This is a genomic window from Pseudomonas migulae NBRC 103157, assembly GCF_002091715.1.
GTDB classification, from domain to species: Bacteria; Pseudomonadota; Gammaproteobacteria; order Pseudomonadales; family Pseudomonadaceae; genus Aquipseudomonas; species Aquipseudomonas migulae_A.
The window spans coordinates 28966-54981 of the sequence record NZ_BDAG01000038.1; the positions used below are offsets into that span (position 1 = coordinate 28966).

Annotated in this window: 21 protein-coding genes; 12 read left to right on the top strand and 9 right to left on the bottom strand. The window is 57.3% G+C overall.

What is annotated here, in order from left to right:
- Window positions 1-5592 (top strand): calcium-binding protein, encoded by a 5592-nt coding sequence (locus tag PMI01S_RS32235; protein ID WP_084322648.1) that lies wholly within the window; start codon window positions 1-3, stop codon window positions 5590-5592.
- 127 nt (window positions 5593-5719) lie between these two features.
- Here the strand turns inward: PMI01S_RS32235 and dspII are convergent, their stop codons facing one another.
- A complete protein-coding gene (gene dspII, locus PMI01S_RS24120) occupies window positions 5720-6832 on the bottom strand; it encodes an enoyl-CoA hydratase/isomerase DspII (RefSeq protein WP_084322649.1) in 1113 nt (370 codons plus the stop codon).
- Between the two features lie 132 nt (window positions 6833-6964).
- Between dspII and ung the strand changes: the two genes are divergently transcribed.
- The gene (ung, locus tag PMI01S_RS24125) at window positions 6965-7657 is read left to right on the top strand and encodes a uracil-DNA glycosylase (protein WP_010462292.1); all 693 of its coding nucleotides are present in this window, start codon (window positions 6965-6967) and stop codon (window positions 7655-7657) included.
- Window positions 7658-7788: 131 nt separating this feature from the next.
- Here ung and PMI01S_RS24130 read toward each other — a convergent pair whose 3' ends face one another.
- From PMI01S_RS24130 to PMI01S_RS24145, 4 genes are read right to left on the bottom strand one after another with little or no spacing between them, the layout of a single operon-like run.
- Window positions 7789-8829, bottom strand: a complete 1041-nt coding sequence (locus tag PMI01S_RS24130; protein WP_084322650.1) for an AbrB family transcriptional regulator — start codon at window positions 8827-8829, stop codon at window positions 7789-7791.
- The gene (locus tag PMI01S_RS24135; protein WP_084322651.1) at window positions 8822-10336 is read right to left on the bottom strand and encodes a tripartite tricarboxylate transporter permease; all 1515 of its coding nucleotides are present in this window, start codon (window positions 10334-10336) and stop codon (window positions 8822-8824) included. The genes PMI01S_RS24130 and PMI01S_RS24135 overlap by 8 nt, the downstream gene beginning before the upstream one ends.
- Window position 10337: 1 nt before the next feature.
- Window positions 10338-10796 carry a tripartite tricarboxylate transporter TctB family protein gene (locus PMI01S_RS24140; RefSeq protein WP_084322652.1) on the bottom strand — a complete coding sequence of 153 codons (459 nt, stop codon included), beginning with the start codon at window positions 10794-10796 and terminating at the stop codon, window positions 10338-10340.
- A gap of 59 nt (window positions 10797-10855) precedes the next feature.
- Entirely contained in the window at window positions 10856-11833 is a 978-nt protein-coding gene (locus tag PMI01S_RS24145) for a Bug family tripartite tricarboxylate transporter substrate binding protein (RefSeq protein ID WP_084322653.1), read from the bottom strand.
- A 390-nt stretch (window positions 11834-12223) separates the two neighbouring features.
- Here PMI01S_RS24145 and tctD point away from each other — a divergent pair, with 390 nt between their 5' ends.
- Both tctD and tctE read left to right on the top strand, forming a co-directional pair.
- Window positions 12224-12895, top strand: coding sequence for a two-component system response regulator TctD (gene tctD / locus PMI01S_RS24150; RefSeq protein WP_084322654.1), 672 nt, complete (start codon window positions 12224-12226; stop codon window positions 12893-12895).
- Entirely contained in the window at window positions 12888-14276 is a 1389-nt protein-coding gene (gene tctE, locus PMI01S_RS24155) for a two-component system sensor histidine kinase TctE (RefSeq protein WP_084322655.1), read from the top strand. The genes tctD and tctE overlap by 8 nt, the downstream gene beginning before the upstream one ends.
- A gap of 135 nt (window positions 14277-14411) precedes the next feature.
- On the opposite strand, the gene PMI01S_RS24160 is transcribed toward tctE, so the two are convergent.
- Together PMI01S_RS24160 and ygfZ are read right to left on the bottom strand one after the other, a co-directional pair.
- On the bottom strand, window positions 14412-15233 hold the full coding sequence (locus PMI01S_RS24160; RefSeq protein ID WP_084322656.1) for an HDOD domain-containing protein: 822 nt from the start codon (window positions 15231-15233) through the stop codon (window positions 14412-14414).
- Between the two features lie 34 nt (window positions 15234-15267).
- Entirely contained in the window at window positions 15268-16209 is a 942-nt protein-coding gene (gene ygfZ / locus PMI01S_RS24165; protein ID WP_084322657.1) for a CAF17-like 4Fe-4S cluster assembly/insertion protein YgfZ, read from the bottom strand.
- 150 nt (window positions 16210-16359) lie between these two features.
- Between ygfZ and PMI01S_RS24170 the strand changes: the two genes are divergently transcribed.
- Together PMI01S_RS24170 and PMI01S_RS24175 are read left to right on the top strand one after the other, a co-directional pair.
- Window positions 16360-16614, top strand: coding sequence for an FAD assembly factor SdhE (locus PMI01S_RS24170; RefSeq protein ID WP_019692540.1), 255 nt, complete (start codon window positions 16360-16362; stop codon window positions 16612-16614).
- On the top strand, window positions 16598-17050 hold the full coding sequence (locus PMI01S_RS24175; protein ID WP_084322658.1) for a protein YgfX: 453 nt from the start codon (window positions 16598-16600) through the stop codon (window positions 17048-17050). The genes PMI01S_RS24170 and PMI01S_RS24175 overlap by 17 nt, the downstream gene beginning before the upstream one ends.
- Here PMI01S_RS24175 and nadB read toward each other — a convergent pair.
- On the bottom strand, window positions 17019-18635 hold the full coding sequence (gene nadB, locus PMI01S_RS24180; protein WP_084322659.1) for an L-aspartate oxidase: 1617 nt from the start codon (window positions 18633-18635) through the stop codon (window positions 17019-17021). The genes PMI01S_RS24175 and nadB overlap by 32 nt on opposite strands.
- A 557-nt stretch (window positions 18636-19192) precedes the next feature.
- Between nadB and rpoE the strand changes: the two genes are divergently transcribed.
- The 4 genes from rpoE (at window position 19193) to PMI01S_RS24200 (ending at window position 22963) form a co-directional block, all read left to right on the top strand.
- Window positions 19193-19774, top strand: coding sequence for an RNA polymerase sigma factor RpoE/AlgU (gene rpoE / locus PMI01S_RS24185; RefSeq protein ID WP_003172477.1), 582 nt, complete (start codon window positions 19193-19195; stop codon window positions 19772-19774).
- Between the two features lie 30 nt (window positions 19775-19804).
- Window positions 19805-20392 (top strand): sigma-E factor negative regulatory protein, encoded by a 588-nt coding sequence (locus PMI01S_RS24190; protein WP_084322660.1) that lies wholly within the window; start codon window positions 19805-19807, stop codon window positions 20390-20392.
- An 8-nt stretch (window positions 20393-20400) separates the two neighbouring features.
- Window positions 20401-21357 carry a MucB/RseB C-terminal domain-containing protein gene (locus tag PMI01S_RS24195; protein WP_084322661.1) on the top strand — a complete coding sequence of 319 codons (957 nt, stop codon included), beginning with the start codon at window positions 20401-20403 and terminating at the stop codon, window positions 21355-21357.
- Window positions 21358-21538: 181 nt separating this feature from the next.
- The gene (locus PMI01S_RS24200) at window positions 21539-22963 is read left to right on the top strand and encodes a DegQ family serine endoprotease (protein WP_084322662.1); all 1425 of its coding nucleotides are present in this window, start codon (window positions 21539-21541) and stop codon (window positions 22961-22963) included.
- A gap of 77 nt (window positions 22964-23040) precedes the next feature.
- Here PMI01S_RS24200 and PMI01S_RS24205 read toward each other — a convergent pair whose 3' ends face one another.
- Complete coding sequence (locus tag PMI01S_RS24205; protein ID WP_084322663.1) at window positions 23041-24474, bottom strand: M48 family metalloprotease; 1434 nt, start codon at window positions 24472-24474, stop codon at window positions 23041-23043.
- A gap of 98 nt (window positions 24475-24572) precedes the next feature.
- On the opposite strand from PMI01S_RS24205, the gene PMI01S_RS24210 reads away from it, so the two are divergent.
- Window positions 24573-24812 carry a sulfurtransferase TusA family protein gene (locus PMI01S_RS24210; protein WP_084322664.1) on the top strand — a complete coding sequence of 80 codons (240 nt, stop codon included), beginning with the start codon at window positions 24573-24575 and terminating at the stop codon, window positions 24810-24812.
- Window positions 24813-24844: 32 nt separating this feature from the next.
- Window positions 24845-25915: an AI-2E family transporter gene (locus tag PMI01S_RS24215; protein WP_084322665.1), complete on the top strand. Its 1071-nt coding sequence runs from the start codon at window positions 24845-24847 to the stop codon at window positions 25913-25915.
- The last annotated feature ends 101 nt before the right edge of the window (window positions 25916-26016 follow it).

Here is a 26016-nt window from a genome sequence, read left to right on the forward strand (position 1 = left end):
ATGAGTTATGTTTTTAGTGTTTTAGAGAAAAGAAGAATTTTCGAAGCTGTCAGTATATGCAGTGGGATGGTATTTGGATCGGAAGAAGAGAGGTATAAGGCAGTAGGGAAGGAAGGTAGTAATTGCGCGCCTTTCTATCAGGCTTTATCAGATATTATAGGTGAGAAGCTTTCTGGCAGAATTGTTTTTAATGAAACAATTAAGCGCACTTTGAAAAGTGCCAAGCTCTGGCTTGATGTGGCGATTGATGCCAATGGAGGAGACGGTGCTTACTCTGCTTTAATTCGAGCCTATACGCTACGGCAAGGGCAGTTGAGGCTAAAAAAGACGTTTAACGCTGAGCTGATACAAGAAGCATCCAATGGTGTGGCAGTAAATTTTGTAAATGCTCTGGTGTACGGATCAGTTAAAGATGATTTGGCCCCATGGACAGTGCCATTAATTAGCCAAATCGCTTCCATCGATGCAAGAGCCGTTGGTGAAATATTATTCGAAGACGAAAGTGGTACAGAAGATACTGCCTCGAGTCGTAATTCAGGATGGTCGGGTACCATCGCCTTTAGCCTGTTGGGTGGGGAGTTTCCCTATGAGACGTGGAGATTGATATCGGCGGGTGATCCTGGTTCGGAAATAAAAGGCAGTCATGATCAAGTAAAGGTTAATAGGATCGATGATTTTAAGAATCTCCTGTTTGCCATAAATTCATACAGCGTAGCTCTTCAGGCTGTCGTAAATAATTTTGGGCAGCACATGTTGGCGACATTATTTTCTATCCCGACGCAGATAAATGTGGCGCTCGATAGTGGGAATATTAATCCGCTAATTCAGTATGTAGTTAAAGGTACGCCTATTTCACCAACAGTTAATCTGATCTTGAAATACGGTGTGAATGCCTTCTTTGACATGTTTAGACGAACCTACGGAGGTGGCGCTACTGTTGCGGCTACCACGGATGAAACTTTTGCTGTTAACGCCTATGCATTTTTCTCGGCGCTCCCGCCCAGTCAATCCCAAAGCATTGTTGCAAAGACAATTGGGGAGTATGGCAGCGCTTCTGAGTGGGGAGTACTAGCTGCCCAGGATACGTCTATCGGGCAGGCGTTACGAAACTCTCTAAAATACCTGAGCGAAATAGTTATAGAAAGAGACGACGGTTTTTCAGGGCGCGGACTGGAACTCCATGACTCGAAAACCGGCGAAGGTGTCATCACTGAGCAATGGCTTATTGATCGCGCGGACATGTTAGGCCGCCTGATAGCCAAGACCAATGGGTCATTCGGAGAAAACACCGCTCAGAGGTTTTCCTATTCAGATCTTGCATCAGGTAAACAGGCTCCAATGATTACAGGGGTTTTAAATCCTCTGGTTATGTTTGGTGATGATGGAGGCCGTTCGATCAGCGGGGGAAAAAATATCGACCATCTTTATGGTGGTTCCGGCGATGAGAGAATCAACAGCAGTGAAGGAAATGATTATGTTGAAGGTGGTCAGGGAAACGACTCGTTAAGCGGCGGAGATGGAAATGATGCGCTACACGGGATGGCCGGTGATGATGTATTGGTGGGCGGCAAAGGTAACGATACTCTGAGGGGAGGCGCCGGCAACGATCGATATGAATTCACAAGTGGCGATGGAATCGATCAGATTTACGATTTAAACGTCAATGGTCAGATACTGATACATGGCCTTCCGATACCTCTCCCAAAACGTATTGGCCCTCTGAGCAATACCTGGATCACTGAAGATGGCGCCATTACTTTAACCCTCATCGAAGAACTCGCTGAAAAAACACTCAATATCAAATACGGCCAGAATGACCTGATCGTCATAAGACAGTACACACCGGGAATGTTCGGCATCCAGCTTCCAGGCTACGAAAACCTTCACTTTGCGAAGCCCTATCTCACCATTTCCGGTGACCGAATGGCTGAAGATGCCGATCCGGATGTTCCCGGTGAGCAGCTTTCTTATGATGAGCTAGGCAACGTTGTGGTGATGCCGAAGGTAAAACAGAGCAACCGGGCAGATGTGCTGCACGGATCGGTTAACCACGATGTGCTCATTGGGCTCGGTGGTTCCGATCGGTTATTCGGTAAAGCCGGAAATGATCGTTTGTTTGGAGAGAAGCAGGCCACTATCAAAAAGGCGATCACTGGGGGAGCCGTTCGCGGACGAGCAAGTCGTGGCGATTGGCTTGATGGGGGGCTGGGCGACGATCTGCTGGTCGGTAGTTCATCCAGAGACGTGCTTCTCGGAGGTACCGGAGGAGATACGCTGGTTGGCGGGGCGGGCGACGACAATCTATCGGGTGATGGTATGACCGGTGGCTTGTTGGACAGCTGGGAATTCAAGCGCGTTGAACTCCCTTTCGGCAAGGATGGTAGCAGTTGGCATCCAGGCCTATCCGATGCCTCCACTAGCACGGCCGTAGAAGGTGGTAACGACATTCTTTATGGCCAGGGTGGTCACGATTTTATGACCGCTGGTGGGGGGGACGATTTTCTCGATGGCGGCACCGGGAATGATGTCATGGGCGGCGATCAAGGAAATGACACCCTCCTCGGAGGCAATGATGACGACATCCTGTTTGGAGACAACCACGATTCTGCTGGCGGACTCAAAAGCAGGAGCCACGGAAACGATTTGCTGGACGGTGGTGATGGCAATGACGAACTTTACGGTAATGGTGGTAGCGATGTGTTGTACGGCGGCCTCGGTAACGATGATCTAAAAGGCGATGACGCTGAGTTACAGGGTCTTGAGGGGGATGCAGCCCATTATTTCGGGAGTGACTTTCTGGATGGTGGTGCGGGCAACGACACCCTCCGGGGGGGCGGTGCTGATGATTCACTTTATGGCGGTGCAGGTAACGATAATCTCTCTGGCGACTACCTAACTCATCCCGTTAATTACCACGGTAATGATTTCCTTGATGGCGGTATCGGTGATGACACGCTTATAGGCATGGGCGGCTCCGATACGCTGATAGGGGGAGAAGGAAATGACGCCTTGGACGGAGACGAACACAGTCTGCCAGAGGGCGGAATTAATGATGACTACATTCAAGGCAATGCAGGAAACGACACACTCTGGGGAGGCTTGGGCGCCGATACACTTTATGGCGGCGCTGATGACGACTTCTTGCTGGGTGATTATGAGCTAAGGCCCGAAACGGAACATGGCGCAGATTATCTTGATGGCGGTGCCGGTAACGACACCCTGATAGGCGGAGGTGGAGACGACACGCTAAATGGCGGTGCAGGTGGAGACTATCTTCGCGGTGGTCCCGGTAACAACGTTTTTGAAGGAGGCAGTGGCAAAGACTATCTGGATGGGTTAGACGGCGATGACACTTATCACTTCGGCGCCGGCGATGGTATCGACGTTATCGCAGATACAGGCGGAAACAACATCATAAAATTCGGACCTGGATTTGCTGCGAGCAAATTAAAAGTTGGCATCGTTGTTGTTGATATTGGCCCAGTATTACGACTGACGAATGGGTTGGGTGACGCGGTTCGGATCCGTGATTTTGAAAAATGGCAAAATTCATCGTTTAGTTTCAGTGACGGTATCGTTTTAAGTTTTCAGGAGGTTATGGCAATTGCCCGAGGTTCGGTAGGCGTTTCGCCTTTGGTAGACCCCTCTCCGAGAAGTGGCGCAGATGAAAGTGGCATCGGGGCGGCAGATAACGATACTGTGACGGAGCAATCAGGAGAGAATGACAATTCCAGTGGGGCGGCGCATACCAATATTACTGCGGCTGATACCCCGCGAGTTAAAACTGATGCCGATAAATTGTGGGGCGAAGAGTTTATGGATAATCTGAAAAAGCGTCGCTCTGCACTTATGTTGGCATCGGGGTTCCTGCTGAATGCTCAGGGAGTCTGGAGTAAAAATCATATTGCTAACGATGATTACAGCTATAACGAAAAAACCAATCTGATTGTTGAAAGTTTTCAGACGGGATCGTTGTCGGAAACCCCGGAGCGGATGAATCTGGTTTCTGGTAAGGCAGTATTCAGCGAGATAACTTCAAGTTTAATTTCCCGTTCTGAGTCCCGGCCTGCAGTGGTTGGTGGACTAAAATATACCCCAAAACAAGAACCGCATTATTATTCATCTGGTTCGAACTACAGTGGTTTTGCATTGAGTGCAGGTGAAGTTGTCGTCGAGCATAAAAGTGCCACCGGCGTCATCCAAGGCTGGTATGTTTACCCTGCGGGAAGCTTAGAAAGCAGCGAGTTAAGTTATAAGCAGTTCAGTTTTGATGTCACGACTGAAACCATCAAGCATCAAATTGTTCAGGGCGACGATGCTGGCGGCAGAGTAAATCTTGAAGTCGGTAATATTTTTCATGGCGGGGCGGGTGACGACTTGGTGGTCACCTATAAGTCTCCCGACGTTGATTATGGCGAATATGAGGCTAGGGCCACCGGTGCATTTCTTTCGGGTGGAGCAGGAAACGATACGCTGGTCGGATCAGAAGGTGCGGACTATCTAGTCAGTGGCGCAGGGCACGACCGGCTTTATGGTGAGAATGGTCCTGACACATACATAATCGCTCCTCATGCAGGAGCGACTACCATTGTTGCGGATATGTTGAATCCTGTTTTTCTTCGCTCGGAAGTTGGTGCCTCCGGTTGGCATTCTGAGTTCGGAGCAGAGGATGTGGATACAGTCAGACTTCCAGATAGGGTAACTCTTGATCAGTTGCAATTAAATTGGGGCGCCGTATTGGTCGAAGCAGTAAATATTGAGTTGGCCCGAAAGCCACAGCGCGGCGCCTATCGCAATCCACCCCGTGGGCAGATGCTGTACTCAACGCTTGATATCTCTTGGGGTAAAAATCAACAGGTTCGTATAGTTTTGCCTAATGCTAGTGATCTTAGTGGTTCTGGTGTTGAACTTGTGGAGTTTTCAGATGGGTCAAGTTTAAATCTGGGGGAACTTATCGCTGTTAGTAAATTAGGTCCCGCACCTGATATCTATCAATATGGTGTTCTAATTGATAATGCGGTGGAGGCTATCTCTTTGCGGGATGCTAAAAAACTCCCTCTCGTTGGTGGCCAAGGCAATGACACTTTGAGCGGCTCTGGTGAAATACGAGGCATGCACGGAGATGACTTGATCTCGGGTGGCGCAGGGGACGATACCCTATGGGGAGGGCCTGGTAACGATACTTTAAGCGGTGGTGCGGGCAATGATATTTACAAATATGACGGCATGGGAAGAGATTTGATTGTTAATGCATCTGGCGGTATTGATGGAATCGATTTTACGGACTTCGATGCATCCATCCATCAGCTGAAATTTCACCGCGATAACAATGATCTCGTCGTAGTGGTGAATTATGGTGCGTCGCCGAAGATACGAGTAGCCAATCATTTTTCAGGAGGCGATGCCTCGATAAGTTTTATAAGAGTTCAAGCCGTAGACAGGACCCCTGAAGACTACACTGCGAACCAGCTGATTGAGCTTTTACATCCGCTGCCCCCGTTAAGAGATATGGACGATATATTTTTACGGGATGATGAGGGTGTAGCTGAGGCAATTAAGGAAATAACTGAATTTTATGGGGTTCAGATGTAATTAGCATTTCGATGACAAACAGACGGTGACTGCTACCCGTTCGTAGGAGCGCGCCGGGACTCGCTAGCAGAACATGGCTCGCCTGCGATAGACCTCTTGATAGGCTATCGCGGGCGATGCCCGGACCTTAGTACTCGGAAAGATCCGCCAGCGGATGCCGCCCTTCCCAAACCTTGTGAAAATGCGCCTCCACCACCGCATCCGGCACATTATTGATATCTGGCCAATGCCAGTGCGGTTTCTGGTCCTTGTCGATCAACCGCGCCCGCACGCCTTCGCTGAATTCCGGATGACGGCAGCAGTTGAGGCTCAAGGTGTATTCCATCTGAAAAACCTGTGCCAGCGACAGGTGTCGGGCGCGGATGATTTGTTCCCACACCAGATGAGCGGTCAGCGGCGAACCTTCACTCATTGTCCGCGCAGCACGGCTGAGGAGCAGGTCGGTGCTATCGCGCTGTTGGCTGATGGCCTTCCAGGCGCATTCCACGTCACTGACGTCCAGCAGTTCATCGATCTGCTGACGACGCGGCAGCCATTGGGCTTCGGGCATCTGCGCGAGCGCTTCCTGTTGCAACGCCTTGAGCAGGCTGTTGAGCTGCATCGGCGTCTGTTCCTGCCAGTTCAACTGCAGCAAACCTTCGATCAGCTCGTCTTGCTGTTCATCGAGCAGAAAACGGTCGGCCAGGTCCAGATCGAGCGCATCCCGACCGTTCATATGTGCGCCGGTCAGGCCGAGGAACAGACCGAGCTTGCCGGGCAGGCGCGACAGAAACCAACTGGCGCCGACATCCGGGTACAGACCAATGCTGATTTCCGGCATCGCCAATCGGCTGCTTGGCGTTACGATTCGGATGCTCGCGCCTTGCAAGAGGCCCATGCCGCCACCCAGAACGTAGCCATGGCCCCAGCAGATCAGCGGTTTGGGGTAGGTGTGCAGGCTGAAGTCCAGTCGGTATTCCGCCGCGAAGAAATGCGCGGCCAGCGGCGGTACTTCACCCGGATGCTCGCGGCAGGCTTCCACCAGGCTGCGGACTTCGCCGCCGGCGCAAAAGGCCTTGGCACCTTTGCCGCGTAATAATACGCAGACGATTTGCGGCTCCTTGGCCCAAGCGTCCAATTGATCGCGCAAGGCGTTGATCATCGGCAAGGACAGGGCGTTCAGGGACTTTTCGGCATCCAGGCTGGCAACGCCGATGCGGGCGCCGTCGGTGCCGGTGAGTTCTTCGAAGTGCAGATTCATCGTGACCTCGATCGGGAATTTGAGCGTTCAGTATGATCGCAATGCAGGAAAGTGCCGGTTCTGTGTCAGATCAATTGACAAGCGTGATGGGCTTTCCTAGGGTTCGCCCCATTGTTTTTACCGGATGTAACCATGACTGCTGATGACCGTATCAAACTCGAACCGGGCTGGAAGGAGGCACTGCGTGCTGAGTTCGACCAGCCCTACATGGCAGAGTTGCGCAATTTCCTGCAGCAGGAGCGCGCGGCGGGCAAGGAAATCTATCCTCCGGGACCGATGATTTTCAATGCGCTCAACTCGACGCCGCTGGACAAGGTCAAAGTGGTGATACTCGGTCAGGACCCGTATCACGGCCCGGGCCAGGCCCATGGCTTGTGCTTCTCGGTGCAACCGGGCGTGCCGGCGCCGCCGTCGCTGGTGAACATCTATAAAGAGCTCAAGCGCGACCTGAACATCGACATCCCCAATCACGGTTACCTGCAGAGCTGGGCCGATCAGGGTGTGTTGATGCTCAATACCACGATGACGGTGGAGCGGGCCAATGCCAATGCGCACAAGGACAAGGGCTGGCAGTTTTTTACCGACCGGATTATTGAAGTGGTCAGCCAACAGCAACCGCATCTAGTGTTCATGCTGTGGGGCGCCCATGCCCAGAGCAAGCAGAAACTGATCGATGCGACCAAGCATCTGGTGTTGACGTCGGTGCATCCGTCGCCGCTGTCCGCTTATCGCGGTTTTCTCGGGTGCGGGCACTTCAGCCGGACCAACAAGTTTCTTGAGCAGAATGGCGAGACACCGATCGAGTGGCGGTTGCCGCCGGTTTGATGGGGTGTACGTGATGGCCCCATCGCGAGCAAGCCCGCTCCCACATTCGATCTGCTGTGAACACAAACAGTGTGTTCACAGCAGATCGAATGTGGGAGCGGGCTTGCTCGTGAAGTAGGCGCCTCGGTCTATCAGACGGAATCTGGGTTGCGATTCCAATACTTGAACAACGGCTCCGCCAGAAACAACACAAACAACAACCGCATCACCTGCATTGCCGTCACCAGCGGCACCGACAATTGCAGGGTCTCCGCCGTCAGGCTCATCTCCGCAATCCCGCCGGGCATCATGCCCAGGGTCAGCGAACGCAAATCCAGATGCGTCAGCGCACTCAATCCGAGCGCTGCCGCCGTGGCGATCAGCATGGTCAGCACCGTCCCGATCAAGGTCCGCCCCATAAACGAAGGCGCCCGCCGAAAAAACTGCCGATTGAAATGACAGCCCAGGCCGCTGCCGATCAGCCATTGGCCGATCTGGCTGCCGCCATGGGGCAAACCGATATGCAAATCCCAGCCAATGCTCACCGCCGCACTTACCAGCAGCGGTCCGAACAGCCATGGGTTGGGTTGACGAAGACGTTCCCAAAGCCAGGCCGCCAAGGCGCCCGCCGGGAATAGAAGGGCCAGCCACCACCAGTTGACGGCTGTCGGATGAACGATCGGCGCACCGTCACCCAGCAAATACTTGAAGGCGGCCGGCACACACAGCACGACTACCAGCACCCGCAGACTTTGCCCGGCCGCTACGCGACTGAGCACCGCGCCATTGCGCGCGCCGAGGTTGACCATCTCCCCGGAGCCGCCGGGCATGCTGGAAAAGAACGCCGTGGCGCGATCCTCACCGGTGCGCCGCATCAGCCAGACCCCGACGATGGCCGAGAGGCTGGTGACCAACGCACCGAAGAAGATCAGACCGAAGTGGCTCAGCACCTGCTCCATCACCATCGGGGTGAAGTGCAGGCCGATGCCGATGCCGACAATCCACTGACCGCACTTGCGGCCGCCAGGGATTTCCGCCAGTTGCCAGGGCGTCAGGCAACGCACCAGGATGATCGCCAGCAACGAGCCGACCATCCACGGCAGTGGCCAGCCGACAAGGCTGGCCAGGTAACCGCCCAGCGCGCCGACCAGCGGCGTACCCCACCAGGCGTTGAAGGGTGTTCGATCAGACATCAGCAATGGCGCGCTGAGCAGCCGAACGTTTACGCCAGATCCTCAGCAGTGGCATCAGCAGCATGATCGCTGTCAGTACCCAGACACCGAACGTGATCGGGCTCGACCAGAGGATCTCCAGCGCACCGTTGGAAATTGACAGGGCGCGACGCAGGTTCTGCTCCATCAAACCTCCGAGGATGAAACCCAGCAGGACGGGCGACAATGGGAAGTCCAGCTTGCGCAGGATGTAACCGAAGATGCCAATGCCGATCATCAGGAACAGGTCGAATGTGGTGGCGTGCACCGCGTAGACGCCGATCCCGGTGATGATTGCGATCACCGGCACCAGCGCCCAGTTCGGCACGGCAAGGATGCGGGTGAAGATGCGGATCATCGGGATGTTGAGGATCACCAGCATGATGTTGGCGACGAACAAGGAGGCGATCAGGCCCCAGACAATGTCCGGTTGCTGTTGGAACAACAGCGGACCCGGGGTGATGTTGTACAGCGACAAGGCGCCGATCATCACCGCCGTGGTGCCTGAACCCGGGACACCAAGGGTCAGCATCGGTACCAAAGCGCCGCACGCTGCACCGCCGATGGCGGTTTCCGGTGCCGCGAGGCCGCGCATGTCGCCCTGGCCGAACGTGCCTTTGGCACCGGCGATGCGCTTCTCGGTCATGTAGGCCACGGCGCTGGCCAGTGTCGCACCGGCACCCGGCAGCACGCCCATGATGAAGCCCAGTACGCCACAACGGATGTTCACCATGAACACCGCCGACGCTTCCTTGAAGTTGAACATCATTCGGCCGGTGGCTTTTACCGCTTCCTGACCGTGATGGGTTTTTTCCAGCAGCAGAAGAATTTCACTGATGGAGAACAGGCCTAATACCAATACGACGAATTGAATACCATCCGTCAGATGGATGTTGTCCCCGGTGAACCGGTACACACCGCTGTTGGCATCGATCCCGACAGTCGACAGAAACAGGCCGATCAAAGCAGCGATAAAAGTCTTCAGCGGACGATCACCCGCCATGCCGCCCAGGCAGACAATCGCAAACACCATCAGCACGAAATATTCCGCCGGCCCGAATGCAATCGCCCATTTCGCCAGCAGCGGTGCGAACAGAACCATGCCGCAGGTGGCGATAAACGCACCGATGAACGAACTCCATGCCGATAGCGACAGCGCGACACCAGCCAGGCCTTTGCGGGCCATCGGGTAACCGTCGAGGGTGGTCATGACGGTGGACGCTTCGCCCGGAATGTTCAGCAGAATCGAACTGATTCGGCCGCCGTATTCACAACCCAGGTACACCGCTGCCAGCAGGATCAAGGCTGACTCCGGTGGCAGGCCCAGGGCGAATGCAATCGGGATCAGCAATGCCACGCCGTTGATCGGGCCCAGGCCCGGCAACAGACCGACCACGGTGCCGATCAAGGTGCCGCAGAGGGCGGTCACCAGGTTGTACGGGCTCAGCGCGACGCCGAAACCCTGTCCCAAATAGCCAAGAGTATCCATATCAGTTCTCCAGAACGTCGAGCACGCCCAACGGCAGCGGTACGTCCATCACCTTGTCGAACAGCAAGTAAAGACCCACCGCCATCAGCGTGATGATCACCACACTGGGCAGCCAGCGGCCACCGTACAGGCGGGCCATCGGGATGCCGATCAGGGTGCTGGCGACGATGAAACCCAGTGGCTCGAAAGTGCCTGCGAACACGAGCAACAGCAGCACACAGATACCGATTTTGGTCAGGGTTTCGCGGTCCATCGGCGGTTCGTCGGGGTTGTGCTTGATCGGTGCGGGACGAAACACCATGTACAACAGCGCGATGCCCATCAGGCCGAGCATCAACAATGGAAAGGCCCGAGGCCCGACGGGTTCATAAGAAAAAGCCGCCTGATACGGCCACGCCATCAGCGCCAGGCCAATACAGGCCAGCAACAGCACCGAAGCAAAAATGCGTTGTAAGAGCATAGGGAACTCCTGTGCCGCAGCCCCGCAGAACGGGGGCCGCAGCCGCTAGACAGAGGCGATCACTGAATCAGGCCGAACTCTTTGGCCAGCACTTTGTAGTCCGCGACCTGCTTCTTCACGTAGGTGTCCAGCTCCGGGCCGGTCATGGCGAACGGGAACAGTTCACGCTGATCGCGCAGCTTGGCGAACTCGGGTGACGCCAGCAGTTTGTCGAAGGAGTCTTTCCACCAGGCGTAGTCTTCATCGCTGACCTTTGGCCCGAGGTAGAAGCCGCGAACCACTGGCCAGACGATGTCGTAGCCTTGCTCCTTGGCGGTCGGAATGTCTTTCATTTCCGGCTCGTCCAGGCGTTTCTCGGAGAACACGGCCAGCAGGCGCATGTCGCCACTCTGGATGTGCGGCATGGAGTCGGAGATGTCGGTGCTGCCGACCTGGATATGACCACCGAGCAGCGCGGTGGCGATTTCACCGCCACCTTCGAGGGCGACGTAACGCAAGTCGCGCGGGTTGATCCCGGCGGCCTTGGCGATCAGCGCGGTTTGCATCCAGTCCTGGCTGCCGACGGTGCCGCCGGAGCCGATCACCACTTTGCTCGGATCTTTCTTCAGGGCCTGAACGAGGTCGTCGAGATTCTTGTAAGGCGAATCGCTTTTCACCGCGATGGCGCCGTAGCTGGTGCCGACGGCGGCCAGCCAACGCACGTTGGTTTCATCGAAGCGACCGAACTTGCCCTGGGCCAGGTTCAGCAACGAACCGCTGGACCACGCCACGAGCGTGCCGGCATCCGCCGGACGTTGAGCGACCACCGCGTTGTACGCCACCGCGCCGACACCGCCGGGCATGTAGGTCACGCGCATCGGTTTGGTCAGCAGCTTTTCGTTGACCAGCGCGCTCTGCGCCAGTTTGCAGGTCAGGTCGAAACCGCCGCCGGGGGAAGCCGGGGCGATGCATTCCGGGCGTTTCGGTTCGGCCATCAGTTGGCCGGCAAACAGCATGCAACTGGCGGCGAGGGCGAAACGGCGCAGTGATCGATTCATTGTTATCTCCACGGGAGTTGTTGTTTTTGGGGATGTTTCAGATGCGACGGTTTCGCGTTGCGCAGCCAGCAACGGCGCTGACGAGCGTATACGAAGGGAATCGAGAAAAGGGGTGGGGCGGGCAAATCTGGAGCTGTGTGGACAGCATGGCGGAGTACCTCGTTATTGTTCTTATTGGCGAAAACGCATCGGGGCGTTTTTCGGGAGCTACATTTCAAAGCAGGTTCGGTGGCTTACAGTCGAAACCATCCGTGGGCCGACTCTAACGGTCGAACCTTTCGCTAACCTTTCAGCGGACTTTCACGGTTTTCGGGCTTCACAGCGGCGGATGCGGCTGTAAACTCCGCGCCAAAGAATGGCGTCGAACATCCCTGAGTGAGGTAAAGATCCATGCGTGTTCTGCTCGTCGAAGACCATCTGCAACTCGCCGACAGTGTCGCCCAGGCGCTCAAGAGCACCGGGCTGACCGTGGATGTGCTGCACGACGGCGTGGCCGCCGACCTGGCGTTGAGCAGCGAGGAATACGCCATGGCGATCCTCGACGTCGGCCTGCCGCGCATGGATGGTTTCGAAGTGCTGGCGCGTCTGCGGGCCCGTGGCAAGAACCTGCCAGTGCTGATGCTGACCGCACGCAGCGACGTCAAGGACCGGGTCCATGGCCTGAACCTTGGCGCTGACGATTACCTGGCCAAGCCTTTCGAACTGACCGAACTCGAAGCCCGGGTCAAAGCCTTGCTGCGCCGTAGCGTGCTCGGCGGCGAGCGCCAGCAGACCTGCGGCGTACTGGCTTACGATCTGGACACCCGGCGCTTCACCCTTGGTGAAGAATTGCTGACCCTGACCTCCCGCGAACAGGCGGTGCTCGAAGCCCTGATCGCCCGTCCCGGTCGGGTGATGAGCAAGGAGCAACTGGCTGCCCAGGTGTTCGGTCTGGACGAAGAGGCCAGCCCCGACGCCATCGAAATCTACGTCCACCGCTTGCGCAAGAAACTCGACGGCCAACCGGTCGCCATCGTGACCTTCCGTGGTCTCGGCTACTTGCTGGAAAGCCGTGATGCATAAGCCCAGCAGCCTGCGCTGGCGGTTGCTGTGGAACCTCGCGCTGTTGTTGGTGGTGTTGATGCTGGCCAGTGGTTTGAGCGCGTACTGGAATGGGCGCGAGGCTGCCGACACCGCGTACGACCGGACCCTGCTGGCCTCGGCACGAACCATTGCCGCCGGGGTGTCTCAGCGAGATGGCAGCCTGAGTGCCGACGTGCCTTACGTGGCCCTCGATACCTTCGCCTACGACAGCGCCGGGCGGATTTTCTATCTGGTCAATGACATCAATCAGAAGTTGATCTCCGGTTACGAAAACCTGCCGCCACCGCCACCGGGTACGCCGCGCACCGATGACTACCCGGCGCTCGCACGTTTCTACAACGCAACGTATCAGGGGCAGAACGTGCGGGTGGTGAGCCTGCTCAAACCCGTGAGCGAGCCGAACATGAACGGCATGGCGGAAATCCGCGTGGCGGAAACCGACGAAGCGCGGGTCAGCATGGCCCGTAGCCTGGCGGCGGACACGTTACTGCGATTGGGCATGCTGGCGGTTGGCGCGTTGCTGATGGTGTGGTTTGCGGTGAGTGCGGCGTTGCGTCCATTGGAGCGCTTGCGCACGGCGGTGGAGGAGCGGCAGTCCGACGATCTGCGGCCGCTGCCGTTGGTGGAAGTGCAGCACGAATTGTGGCCGCTGGTGCGCGCGCTCAATCACTTTACCGAGCGTCTGCGCGGGCAGTTCGAGCGACAGGCGCAATTCATTGCCGATGCGGCGCATGAACTGCGTACACCATTGGCGGCGCTCAAGGCCCGGCTTGAGCTGGGGCTGCGCTCGACCGAACCCGAGACCTGGCGTAACACATTGGAAACGGCGGCCCAGGGCACAGACCGTTTGACCCATCTGGCCAATCAATTGCTCTCGTTGGCACGGGTCGAGAACGGTGCCCGGGCGATCGCCGAGGGCGGCGCGCAGTTGCTGGATTTGAGTCAGCTGGCCCGCGAACTCGGCATGGCCATGGCGCCGCTGGCCCATGCCCGTGGCGTGGCGCTGGCGCTGGAGGCGGACGAGCCGGTATGGCTGCGCGGCGAGCCGACGCTGTTGAACGAGCTATTGAGCAATCTGGTGGATAACGCGCTGGCCCATACGCCGTCCGGCGGCAATGTGATCCTGCGGGTTTCGGCGCCGGCAGTACTGGAGGTCGAGGACGATGGCCCGGGGATTCCTCTTGAAGAACGCGACCGGGTGTTCGAACGCTTCTATCGACGCAACCAGCAAGTCGCCGGCTCGGGGTTGGGGCTGGCGATTGTCGGCGAGATTTGCCGTGCGCATTTGGCGCAGATCAGCCTGCACGACGGTGAACAGGCGGGGTTGAAGGTGCGGGTGAGTTTTATCGCGGGAGAGTGATGGTGTCTGTACCGGCCTCTCCGTCGGAACACCGTCCGGAGCAAGCCCGCTCCCACATTTGACCGAGTTACTCCTGGAGAAATGCGATCAAGTGTGGGAGCGGGCTTGCGCGCGAAGGGCGCGCTGCGGTCTCGGCTAGTAAAACATCGACCGCGATTCTTCCAGATCCCTGCACATCGCCTCGTTCTCCGGATCGATCCCCAACTTCCTGAAAGCCGGGACACTGATCGCGTCGATACGGGCGATAGGATGGTCGGTGTCCTTGTGGCAATACAAACTGGCCACTTGCACCAGATCCACATAGTCGACGCGCTCGGAGTCACGCTTGAAGTCCAGATACAGCCCCGGCAATTGCACCAGCATTTCCGGAAACTCCCAGACCCGCAGCAGTTTGTCGCCCAGTAACGGGTGAATCTGGTCGATGACATGGTTCAGGCTGACCGGGTCGGACAGCAGCTCGTAATGGTCTTCGGCGTAGGTCAGGATCGGCAGTACGCCAATCTGATGTACCAGCCCGCCGAGAGCCGCCTGGTCAGGTTTGAGTTGCGTGTAACTGCGGCACAGCGCGTAACTGACGCCGGCGATTTCCAGGCTTTTGCGCCAGACATCGCGCATCTTCTTTTCCACCACGTCGGAACGCGCGTGGAAAATCTGCTCCATCACCAGGCCAATGGCCAGGTTGCTGCTGTAGTTGACGCCCAGGCGCGTAATGGCCGTGTGCAAGTCCGTCACTTCCTGAGTCGCACGAAGGAGCGGGCTGTTGACCACTTTGATCAGTCGCGCCGACAACGCGGTGTCACGACCGATCACTTTACTCAGGGTGCTGACACTGATTTCCGGGTCTTCAGCGGCCTTGCGAATCTGCAGGGCCACTTCCGGCAATGTTGGCAGAACCAGGTCATCGTTATCGATGGCCTCAACCAAATCCTGTTGGACCTTATCCGCCAGCTCACTCATTTCTTTTCTCTAGGTGTTGCGACAATTGCTGCCGTTAACGCTGGATCTCGCGATCGCGATCCAGTTCATAAGGCAGGTCGAGCAGGTGCAGGGCTGGCCCTTCGAGTGCGCCCAGATGGACATCACCACCTTCGGCTGCTTCGGCTTGCAGCACGGCCAGGAGTTCAATGTTTTGTTCGGAGTGTGCGGCGATAACCACTTCGCCGATGGAACTGCCGTGGGTCGGGGAGAACAGTTGAGTGCCGGGCTCAGGCAAATCATTGGCGTCCAGCTTCAGGCGATACAAGCGGCGCTTGAGTTTGCCCAGGTACTGCATCCGCGCGACGATTTCCTGGCCGGTATAGCAACCCTTTTTGAAACTCACGCCACCGATGGCTTGCAGATTGAGCATCTGCGGAATGAACAGCTCGCGGGTGCTCGGCATGACCTGGCCGATCCCTGCGCGGATCTGGCCCAACAGCCACTCGTTGAGATCGCCTTCGGTCAACAGGGCGGATAACCGGCCTTTGATGGCATCGGCCTGCTCGGCGGCAACCCAGAGTTCAGCACGGTCCGGCGAAACGCGGACGGCGATCAGCCCGTCATTGCGCGCAACGCTGTCGGTGTCTGCCGGCAGTTCCAGGCCCAGACTGATCAACGCGGCATCGCCATGGTCGACGCCGAAGCGGACCCACGCGGCGCTTTCATCAGTCAGTTTGGATTTGGAGAATACGGCGTACTTTTTCAGATCCGCCAGTTGCGGTTCCAGCAGCTCGGTGGCCATGGCCATGAGCACACCGTCGCCTTGCAGCAGGATACGGAAACTCGATTGCATCCGGCCTTTCTGGGTGCAGCGTGCGCCGAGGCTGGCCTGGGTGTCGCTCAGGTAATTGAGGTTGCAGGTCAGTTGGCCTTGCAGGAATTTACCGGCATCCGCGCCGCGGACCGCGAGAACGCCTTCGTGAGACAGGGTGCAGAAAAAAGCAGAATCGGCCATGGGTCATCGCAGAGAAGAAGAGTCTGGGGGACATCATAAGGGGGCGCCCATGAAATGGGTAGTTCACAAAAGGTCGGCAGTGCCCGACCAAAGCCGACTGTTCGATGGTGTCGGGGGCTGTATACTTGCCGCCTATTTGAGGAGCGCTCCATGGTCGAAGATGTAGAACTGAATCGCCTCTACTGGCACAGCCGCCGCGGCATGCTTGAACTTGACGTGTTGCTGGTGCCGTTCGTGAAAGAGGTCTACCCGCACCTCAATGATGTCGACCGCGAATGCTACCGCAAGCTGCTCGAATGCGAAGATCAGGACATGTTCGGCTGGTTCATGGAACGCGCCGAATCGGAAGATCCGGAGCTCCAGCGCATGGTTCGCATGATCCTGGATCGTGTCCAGCCCAAGTAATGCGTTCGAATGCCGCTGGCATGCCTCACGGCAGTTGCTGGCGGCGTATCTGTTGGCTCAGCTGTTCGCGCTGGGTTCGTTGTTTTTTCTTTCCATACCGGTCTGGGTCAGTTTGCCCGGCGCTTTCTGCTGCCTGGCGCATGGCATTTGGGCATTGCCGAGACAGATTTTACTGACACATCCGCAGGCGTTTCGCGGCTTGCGTCGCGATGCAGATGGCTGGCAGTTATGGAATCAGGCGGCCGGTTGGCAGGCGGTTCAACTGCGACGGGACAGTCTGGCGCTGCCGCTGGTCGTCGTCCTGCGTTTTCGCCTGCAGGGCGAGCGGCGGGTCCGGGCAGTCTGTGTGCCCAGGGATTCGCAGACAGCGGATGTGCACCGACGCCTGCGGGTTCGGCTCACGTTCAGTCGGCGTAGGTGGGCGGCACCAGAATAGTGTCCAGCGCCTCCGGCAGCAGGTTTGGGTAGTCGAGGGTGTAATGCAGGCCGCGACTTTCCTTGCGCTCCATGGCTGACAGAATCATCAGCTCGGCGACCTGGGCCAGGTTACGCAGTTCGATCAAATCCCGACTGACCTTGTAGTTGCTGTAGAACTCGTCGATTTCATCCAGCAGCAACTGCACGCGGTGCTGCGCTCGTTGCAGGCGCTTGTTGGTGCGCACGATGCCAACGTAGTCCCACATGAAGCGCCGCAGTTCATCCCAGTTGTGCGCAATGATCACGTCTTCATCCGAGTCGGTGACCTGGCTGGCGTCCCAGACGGGCAGGGCGACGGGGATCGAAACCTGCGGCAACTGCTCAAGAATGTCTGCTGCTGCCGAGCGCGCGTAAACGAAGCATTCCAGCAGTGAGTTGCTGGCCATGCGGTTGGCGCCGTGCAGACCGGTAAAACTGGTTTCGCCAATCGCATACAGCCCCGGCACGTCGGTGCGACCTTGCTGATCGACCATCACGCCGCCGCAGGTGTAGTGCGCCGCAGGAACCACCGGGATCGGTTGTTTGGTGATGTCGATGGAAAACTCGAGGCAACGCTCGTACACCGTCGGGAAGTGCGACTTGATAAAGGTTTCTGGCTTGTGACTGATGTCCAGGTAGACGCAGTCGATACCGAGTCGCTTCATCTCATGGTCGATCGCCCGGGCGACGATGTCCCTTGGTGCAAGCTCGGCGCGCGGGTCGAAACGCTGCATGAAACGTTCGCCGTTAGGCAGTTTCAGGTGTGCGCCTTCACCACGCAACGCCTCGGTGATCAGGAAGCTTTTGGCCTGCGGGTGATACAGGCAGGTCGGGTGGAACTGGTTGAACTCCAGGTTTGCCACCCTGCAGCCCGAACGCCAGGCCATGGCGATGCCATCACCGCAGGCGCCGTCGGGGTTGCTGGTATAGAGGTAGACCTTGGCGGCACCGCCGGATGCGAGGATCACGAAGCGTGCGCCGTAGGTGTCGACTTCGCCTGTACCGCGGTTGAGCACGTAGGCGCCGAGACAGCGGTCGCCTTCAAGGCCCAGGCGTTTCTCGGTGATCAGATCGACCGCGACGCGCTGTTCCAGCAGTTCGATATTGGGTCGTTGTCTGGCTTTGTCGAGCAGGGTTCTGAAAATCGCTGCGCCCGTGGCGTCGGCGGCGTGAATGATGCGCCGATGGCTGTGACCGCCTTCGCGGGTCAGATGGAATTCGAACCCGCCGTCTTCGGTGCCGGACTGCTCATCGCGGGTAAACGGTACGCCCTGATCGATCAGCCATTGAATGGCCTCTTTACTGTGCTCGACGGTGAAGCGTACAGCGTCTTCGTGGCACAGGCCGCCGCCGGCGTTGAGGGTGTCATCGACGTGGGACTCAACGGTATCGGTGTCGTCCAGAACGGCAGCGACACCGCCCTGGGCCCAGAATGTCGAGCCATTGGCGAGGTCGCCTTTGCTCAGTACGGCGATACGCAAATGATCGGGCAAGGTCAGCGCAAGACTCAAACCGGCTGCACCGCTGCCAATGACCAGAACATCGTGTTGAAACTGTTGGCTCATTTCAGGATTCCGCTCAAAGCGACCCGGGTCGGGGTTGGCGCCAGACTACTGGAACGACGAGTCAAGGCGGCCACACAGCCCACTAGTATATAGAGGGGGGGAGCGGCACAATAGCCGGGCTGACATGGCATTGTGAAACTACAGTGACAGAAAAGACCTGACGCTTCGTCGGATGGTTTTTCGACCTGTTCGGCGACAAGACGACTGTATCGTGGATTTAACAGTCTTTTTCCGTTCCGGGTTGCACAATGTCGGTCTGGCACAGCTATAAATATTTGGAACTTTTGCCAAAGGCCCAAGATCAATAGACCGTTGCCTGAATCAAGGGACAGTGTCGGCTTCATTGCGGGATTGCGGTTTGATCCTGGCAGTCGAATCCGATGACAAGATTATTCGCGCAGCCGGGTTCGCTCGAGCTGCGCTTTTCGTGCGTGCCAATCAGAGCCCGCAGGAAACTTGCTTGGAGGGGGAGAACTTTTGCGAAAAGCCCGAGTCTATGTTTGCAAGTCTGGTCGTTTAGTTATGCAAGCTTCCTCCGAGCTTATCGAGGAGAGTTCATGCTAACCCAGGAAGAGGATCAGCAGCTCGTCGAACGCGTCCAACGCGGCGACAAGCGAGCTTTCGATCTGCTAGTGCTGAAATACCAGCACAAAATTCTCGGGTTGATCGTGCGTTTCGTGCACGACACCCATGAAGCCCAGGATGTGGCACAGGAAGCCTTTATCAAGGCATACCGTGCGCTTGGAAATTTTCGCGGAGACAGCGCGTTTTATACGTGGCTTTACCGCATCGCCATCAACACGGCGAAAAACTATCTGGTTTCACGCGGCCGTCGGCCGCCGGATAGCGATGTCAGTTCCGAGGATGCAGAGTTCTACGATGGCGATCATGGCCTCAAGGATCTCGAGTCGCCAGAACGTGCATTGCTGCGGGATGAGATCGAAGGCACCGTCCATCGAACCATTCAGCAACTGCCAGAAGATTTGCGTACGGCTTTAACTTTACGTGAATTCGATGGTCTGAGTTACGAGGACATTGCTAGCGTCATGCAATGTCCGGTGGGTACCGTGCGCTCCCGGATTTTCCGCGCTCGGGAGGCCATCGATAAAGCCCTGCAGCCGTTGTTGCAGGAAAACTGAGACAGCGGCGACAGCCAAGAGAGGAACGCCATGAGTCGTGAAGCCCTGCAGGAATCGCTGTCCGCAGTGATGGATAACGAAGCGGACGAATTGGAATTGCGTCGGGTATTGAATGCCTTTGACGATGTTGAAACCCGTGAAACATGGGCTCGTTATCAGATCGCTCGGGCAGTGATGCATAAGGATCTGCTGCTTCCACGTCTGGATATCGCCGCGGCCGTTTCCGCTGCGCTGGCTGACGAAGCCGTACCGGCAAAAGCTTCCCGTGGTCCATGGCGCAGCCTGGGTCGTCTGGCGGTCGCAGCTTCGGTCACCGTTGCCGTGCTGGCGGGTGTTCGTCTGTACAACCAGGACGAGATCGCAGGTGTCGAGCTGGCTCAACATTCCAGCCAACCGGGTCTTGCCGTTCCTCAGGTCAAGGGCCCAGCTGTATTGGCAGGCTATAATGAGAGTTCGGAAGCCACCGGTCCTATGGCCAACGGCGTTTTGCAAGGTCAGCCGGGCTGGCACGATCAGCGTTTGCCAGGCTACTTGCGCCAACATGCTCAACAGGCTGCACTGAAAGGTACTGAGAGCGCTCTGCCTTACGCTCGTGCAGCAAGTATGGAAAACCGTTAAGGAGGATCATGCGCGCCATACCTCTACTTTCGCTTCTGCTCGGTGGCTGGTTCATTGTTCCAGCCCACGCCGATGAGGCCCAGGACTGGTTGACCCGTCTTGGTCAGGCCGAGCAACAGCAAAGCTTTCACGGCACTTTTGTTTACGAGCGAAACGGTAGTTTTTCTACTCACAACATCTGGCACCGTGTCCAGGATGGCAAGGTCCGCGAGCGTTTACTCCAGCTTGATGGCTCTGCTCAGGAAGTCGTGCGCATTGATGGACGTACTCAATGCGTCAGCGGCACCTTGATCGCAGGACTTGGGGACTCCCCCAATTCCGCTGCTCGTGCACTCGATCCCCAGAAACTCAAGAATTGGTACGAACTTGCCGTCATCGGCAGGTCGCGTGTTGCCGGGCGTGCCGCGGTAATCGTTTCCCTGAAGCCGCGTGATCAGCACCGTTACGGTTTTGAATTGCATCTGGACAAAGAAACCGGTTTGCCGCTCAAGTCATTGCTCCTGAATGATAAAGGGCAGTTGCTGGAGCGCTTCCAGTTCACGCAGCTGGATACCTCTGGTGTCCCTTCCGACAGTGATCTGCAGCCGGGCAGTGATTGCAAAACCATCGCTCTCGACAGCGACAAGGCTTCAGCGGTCAAGGTTGCCCAGACCTGGCATTCAGACTGGTTGCCTGCAGGCTTCGAGCTGACCAGTAGCACTTCGCGCAAGGATCCAGAGACCAAAATCCAGGTCAACAGCCTGATGTATGATGATGGTCTCGCCCGTTTCTCGGTGTTCCTTGAACCGCTGAATGGCGCTACCCTCACCGATACTCGCACTCAGCTCGGTCCGACCGTTGCTGTATCCCGACGCCTGACCACGCCTCAAGGCGACATGATGGTTACCGTGGTCGGTGAAATCCCGGTAGGTACTGCTGAACGGATCGCGCTGTCCATGCGCACCGATGCCGCTGCAACCCAGTAGTGAGCTGATATCGAAATGTTTGGTGAGCATTTCAGTTTGCAAATATCCCCAAAATTTTTTATAGGTCAGAGCCCCTCGGCTCTGGCCTTGTTTGTTGTTCCCGGAACAAAAATACCGGCGTATCGTTCCCGGTGTTCCTTGCTCCATATCGCTTAACCATGCTCGTCGTAACGGGAGCCGTATGTCGATACCACGCTTGAAGTCTTATCTCACCATTTTTGCCACGGTACTGGTGCTCGGTCAGGCGGTCGCTGCTCAAGCGGTCGAATTGCCTGATTTTACGCAACTGGTCGAACAGGCCTCGCCTGCTGTGGTGAACATCAGCACCACGCAGAAACTGCCGGATCGCAAAGTGAGCGAGCAGATTCCCGACCTCGAAGGTTTGCCGCCGATGTTGCGCGAGTTCTTCGAACGAGGCATGCCGCCGCCGCGTTCACCTCGAGGTGATCGTCAGCGTGAAGCCCAGTCACTGGGTTCGGGTTTCATCATTTCCCCGGACGGCTACATCCTGACCAATAACCATGTGATCGCCGATGCTGACGAAATTATCGTCCGTCTCGCCGACCGTAGTGAGTTGAAAGCCAAACTGGTTGGCACCGATCCACGTTCCGACGTGGCCTTGCTGAAGGTAGAAGGCAAGGATTTGCCGGTCCTGAAGCTGGGTAAATCCCGGGACCTGAAAGCGGGGCAGTGGGTCGTCGCCATTGGTTCGCCATTCGGCTTCGATCATACCGTGACCCAAGGCATCGTCAGCGCCATCGGGCGCAGCCTGCCGAACGAAAACTATGTGCCGTTCATCCAGACCGACGTGCCGATCAATCCGGGTAACTCCGGTGGTCCGCTGTTCAACCTGGCGGGTGAAGTAGTCGGGATCAACTCGCAGATCTACACCCGTTCCGGCGGCTTCATGGGCGTGTCCTTCGCGATCCCTATCGACGTGGCCATGGACGTTTCCAACCAGCTGAAAAGCGGCGGCAAAGTCAGCCGTGGCTGGTTGGGCGTCGTCATTCAGGAAGTGAACAAGGATCTGGCCGAGTCGTTCGGTCTTGAAAAACCGGCCGGTGCGCTGGTGGCTCAGATCCAGGACGATGGCCCGGCTGCCAAGGGGGGTCTGCAAGTGGGCGACGTGATCCTGAGCATGAACGATCAACCGATCGTCATGTCCGCCGATCTGCCGCACCTGGTGGGCGCACTGAAAGCCGGCTCGAAAGCCAATCTGGAAGTGATCCGAGAAGGCAAGCGCAAGAATGTCGAGTTGACGGTCGGCGCTATCCCGGAAGAAGGCAAAGAGCTGGACGCATTGCCGAAATCCAGCGCCGAGCGTAGCAGCAATCGCCTGGGTGTTTCCGTGGCCGAGCTGACCGACGAGCAGAAGAAAACCTACGACCTCAAAGGTGGTGTGGTGATCAAGGAAGTCCAGGACGGTCCTGCTTCCATGATCGGCTTGCAGCCGGGCGACATCATCACTCACCTGAACAATCAGGCGATTGGTTCCACCAAGGAGTTCACCGATATCGCCAAGGCGCTGCCGAAGAACCGCTCGGTGTCGATGCGCGTTCTACGTCAAGGTCGCGCCAGCTTCATCACCTTCAAACTGGCTGAATAAACCGGTTGTCGGCTGAATAAAAAACCGCCTCGAAAGAGGCGGTTTTTTTGTGCCTGACTGTTTGTTTGAACAACAGGTCAGCCCATCAGGTCCTTGATCATGCGTTCCTGCTCCATCAGCTCACGTTGTCGAGCGTCGATGCGTGAAGACAGCGGGAAGTTGGTTCCGGCCTTGCGCTTGGCGAAGTCCAGTTGCTGGATGGCCTGGCGGTAGTCGCCGACCAGTGCGAAGTACTCGGCGCGAGCCTGATGCAGGCCGATGATGTTGCCGGACAGGCCTCGGGTTTCAGCCACCATGTACCAGACGTCCGGATCATCCGGGCGACTCTTGAGCAGGGCTTCCAGTGCTTTTTCCGCTTCGGGCGCACGGTTCTGCTTGAGCAGTAAGTCGACGCGCACCTGATTCAGCGGATAGTTTCCCGGATACTGAGTCAGCATCCGGTCAACCCGAGTCTGAGCATCCGGCAGTCGATTGTTGGTGATGTCCAGATCGATCTGCGCCAGGTTGTAGATGATCTCGTTCGGCGACTTGGCCAGCAGCAACTTGAGGTTTTCCCGTGCTTCGTTCAGCTGACCACCCTTGATCTGGGCGATCGCCAGGCCATAGCGTGCGACATCGTTTTTCGGGTTCTCATCCAGCTGCGCACGAAAGCGTTTGGCGCCCAGGCCTGGGGTTTCTTCGTAGATCAGCTGGACCCGCGCACGAATCAGCTGATAACGCATGGAGTCTTCAATGCCGCCCGGTTTGGCCTGCTCGGCGCGGTTGCGGGTGTCGGCGATCCGCGATTCGGTCACCGGGTGAGTCAGCAGGAATTCCGGCGGCTTGGCGTCAAAACGGTATTGGCGCGCCAGCCGCTCGAACATGGTTGGCATCGAGCGTGGATCGTAACCGGCTTTTTCAAGGTTCAGGATGCCGATGCGGTCGGCCTCCTGCTCGTTCTGGCGCGAAAAGCGTCGTTGTTCCTGAATCGCCGCCGCCTGTGTGCCCGCAATGGCGGCGATACCGGCATCGCCGGCACCGGCAGCGGCAATCACGATCCCGGCCAGCAGCGCGGCCATCATCGGCACCTGCATGCGCTGTTGCGCTTCAACGCCGCGTGCGAAGTGGCGCTGCGACAAGTGAGCCAGTTCGTGAGCGAGTACCGAAGCGTATTCGCCCTCGGTCTGGGCATTGAGGAACAAGCCACCGTTGACCCCGACAATCCCGCCCGGCGCCGCAAAGGCGTTGAGTTGCGGGCTGTTGATCAGGATGAATTCCAGGCGCCGGTCGTTGACCTGGCTGGTCTCCACCAGGCGGTAGACGCTGGATTCGACGTAATCCTTGAGCTGCGGATCGTTGAGCTGGGAAACCTGACTGCGCAGCAGCGCCAGCCAGGCACGGCCCAACTGATATTCCTGTTGCGGCGAGACAATGGCAGAACTGGCGTCGCCGAGTGACGGCAGGTCGTCAGCGAAGCCCGGTGAGGCGAGCAGGCAAGCGAGCGTCAGCAGGGTAGGGCGCAAAAAAGTCATGCACAAAGCCTTAGTCGACAAAGACCTTACTGTAGCCGGACAGTACGCTTCGGACCAGATATTCTAAGCCCCTCGACCATCTGACCCGGAGTGACGCAATGACCGACGCTGTAGCCCATGACGCCGAACTGGACGCCAGCGGCCTGAATTGTCCGTTGCCGTTGCTCAAGGCCAAGATGGAACTCAATCGCATGGCCAGTGGCGCGGTGCTCAAGGTGATCGCCACCGATGCGGGTTCGCAGCGCGACTTCCGCACCTTTGCTCGTTTGGCCGGTCATACGCTGCTTCGTGAAGAAGATGAAGCAGGCGTTTACCGCTACTGGTTGAAAAAAGCCTGAAACCTGCCGCATTCGTTTCTAAGGGATTATTGATGTTCAAGGTGTTACGCGACTGGATTCAGCGCTATTTTTCCGACGAAGAAGCCGTGGTGCTCGCGGTTTTGCTGTTTCTGGCGTTTACCGCTGTCCTGACGCTGGGCGGCATGCTTGCGCCGGTGCTCGCCGGTATGGTGCTGGCGTACCTGATGCAAGGACTGGTGGTAACCCTCGAACACTTGCGCATGCCGGGCGGGGTGGCCGTGGGACTGGTGTTCGCGTTGTTCATGGGGGTTTTGCTGGTGTTCATCGTGATCGTGGTGCCGTTGCTCTGGCATCAACTGATCACGTTGTTCAATGAACTGCCGGGCATGCTCGCCAAGTGGCAATCCCTGTTATTGCTGCTGCCCGAGCGCTACCCGCACCTGGTGTCAGACGAACAGGTGTTGCAGGCCATCGAAGTGGCACGGGGCGAGATCGGCAAGTTCGGCCAGTGGGCACTGACGTTTTCGCTGTCGAGTCTGCCGCTGCTGGTGAACATCATGATTTACCTGGTGTTGGTGCCGATCCTGGTGTTCTTCTTCCTCAAGGACCGCGAGATGATCGGCCAATGGGTGCGCGGTTACCTGCCCCGCGAGCGCGCGCTGATCACCCGTGTCGCCCACGAGATGAACAGGCAGATCGCCAATTACATTCGCGGCAAGGTCATCGAAATCTTCATCTGCGGTGGCGCGACCTACATCGGGTTTGTCGTGCTGGGGCTCAACTACGCGGCGTTGCTGGCGTTGTTGGTGGGGGTGTCGGTGGTGGTGCCTTACGTCGGCGCGGTGGTGGTGACGGTGCCGGTGCTGCTGATTGCGTTATTCCAATGGGGCTGGAGCGATCAGTTCATCTATTTGATGGCGGTTTACGGAATCATCCAGGTGCTGGATGGCAACGTGCTGGTACCGCTGCTGTTTTCGGAAGCGGTCAACCTGCACCCGGTGGCAATTATCTGCGCGGTGCTGTTGTTTGGCGGGTTGTGGGGATTCTGGGGAGTGTTCTTCGCGATTCCGCTGGCGACGTTGTTCAAGGCGGTGCTGGATGCCTGGCCGCGCAAGGAGCCGGTAGTGGCGCCGCTGCTTTAACGGATCACCCTGATTTTTTCAGTGAGGCTAAGGGCCTCTTCGTCGGAACGCCGCCCGGAGCAAGCCCGCCCCACATTCGATCGCATTCTTACAGGAAGAAC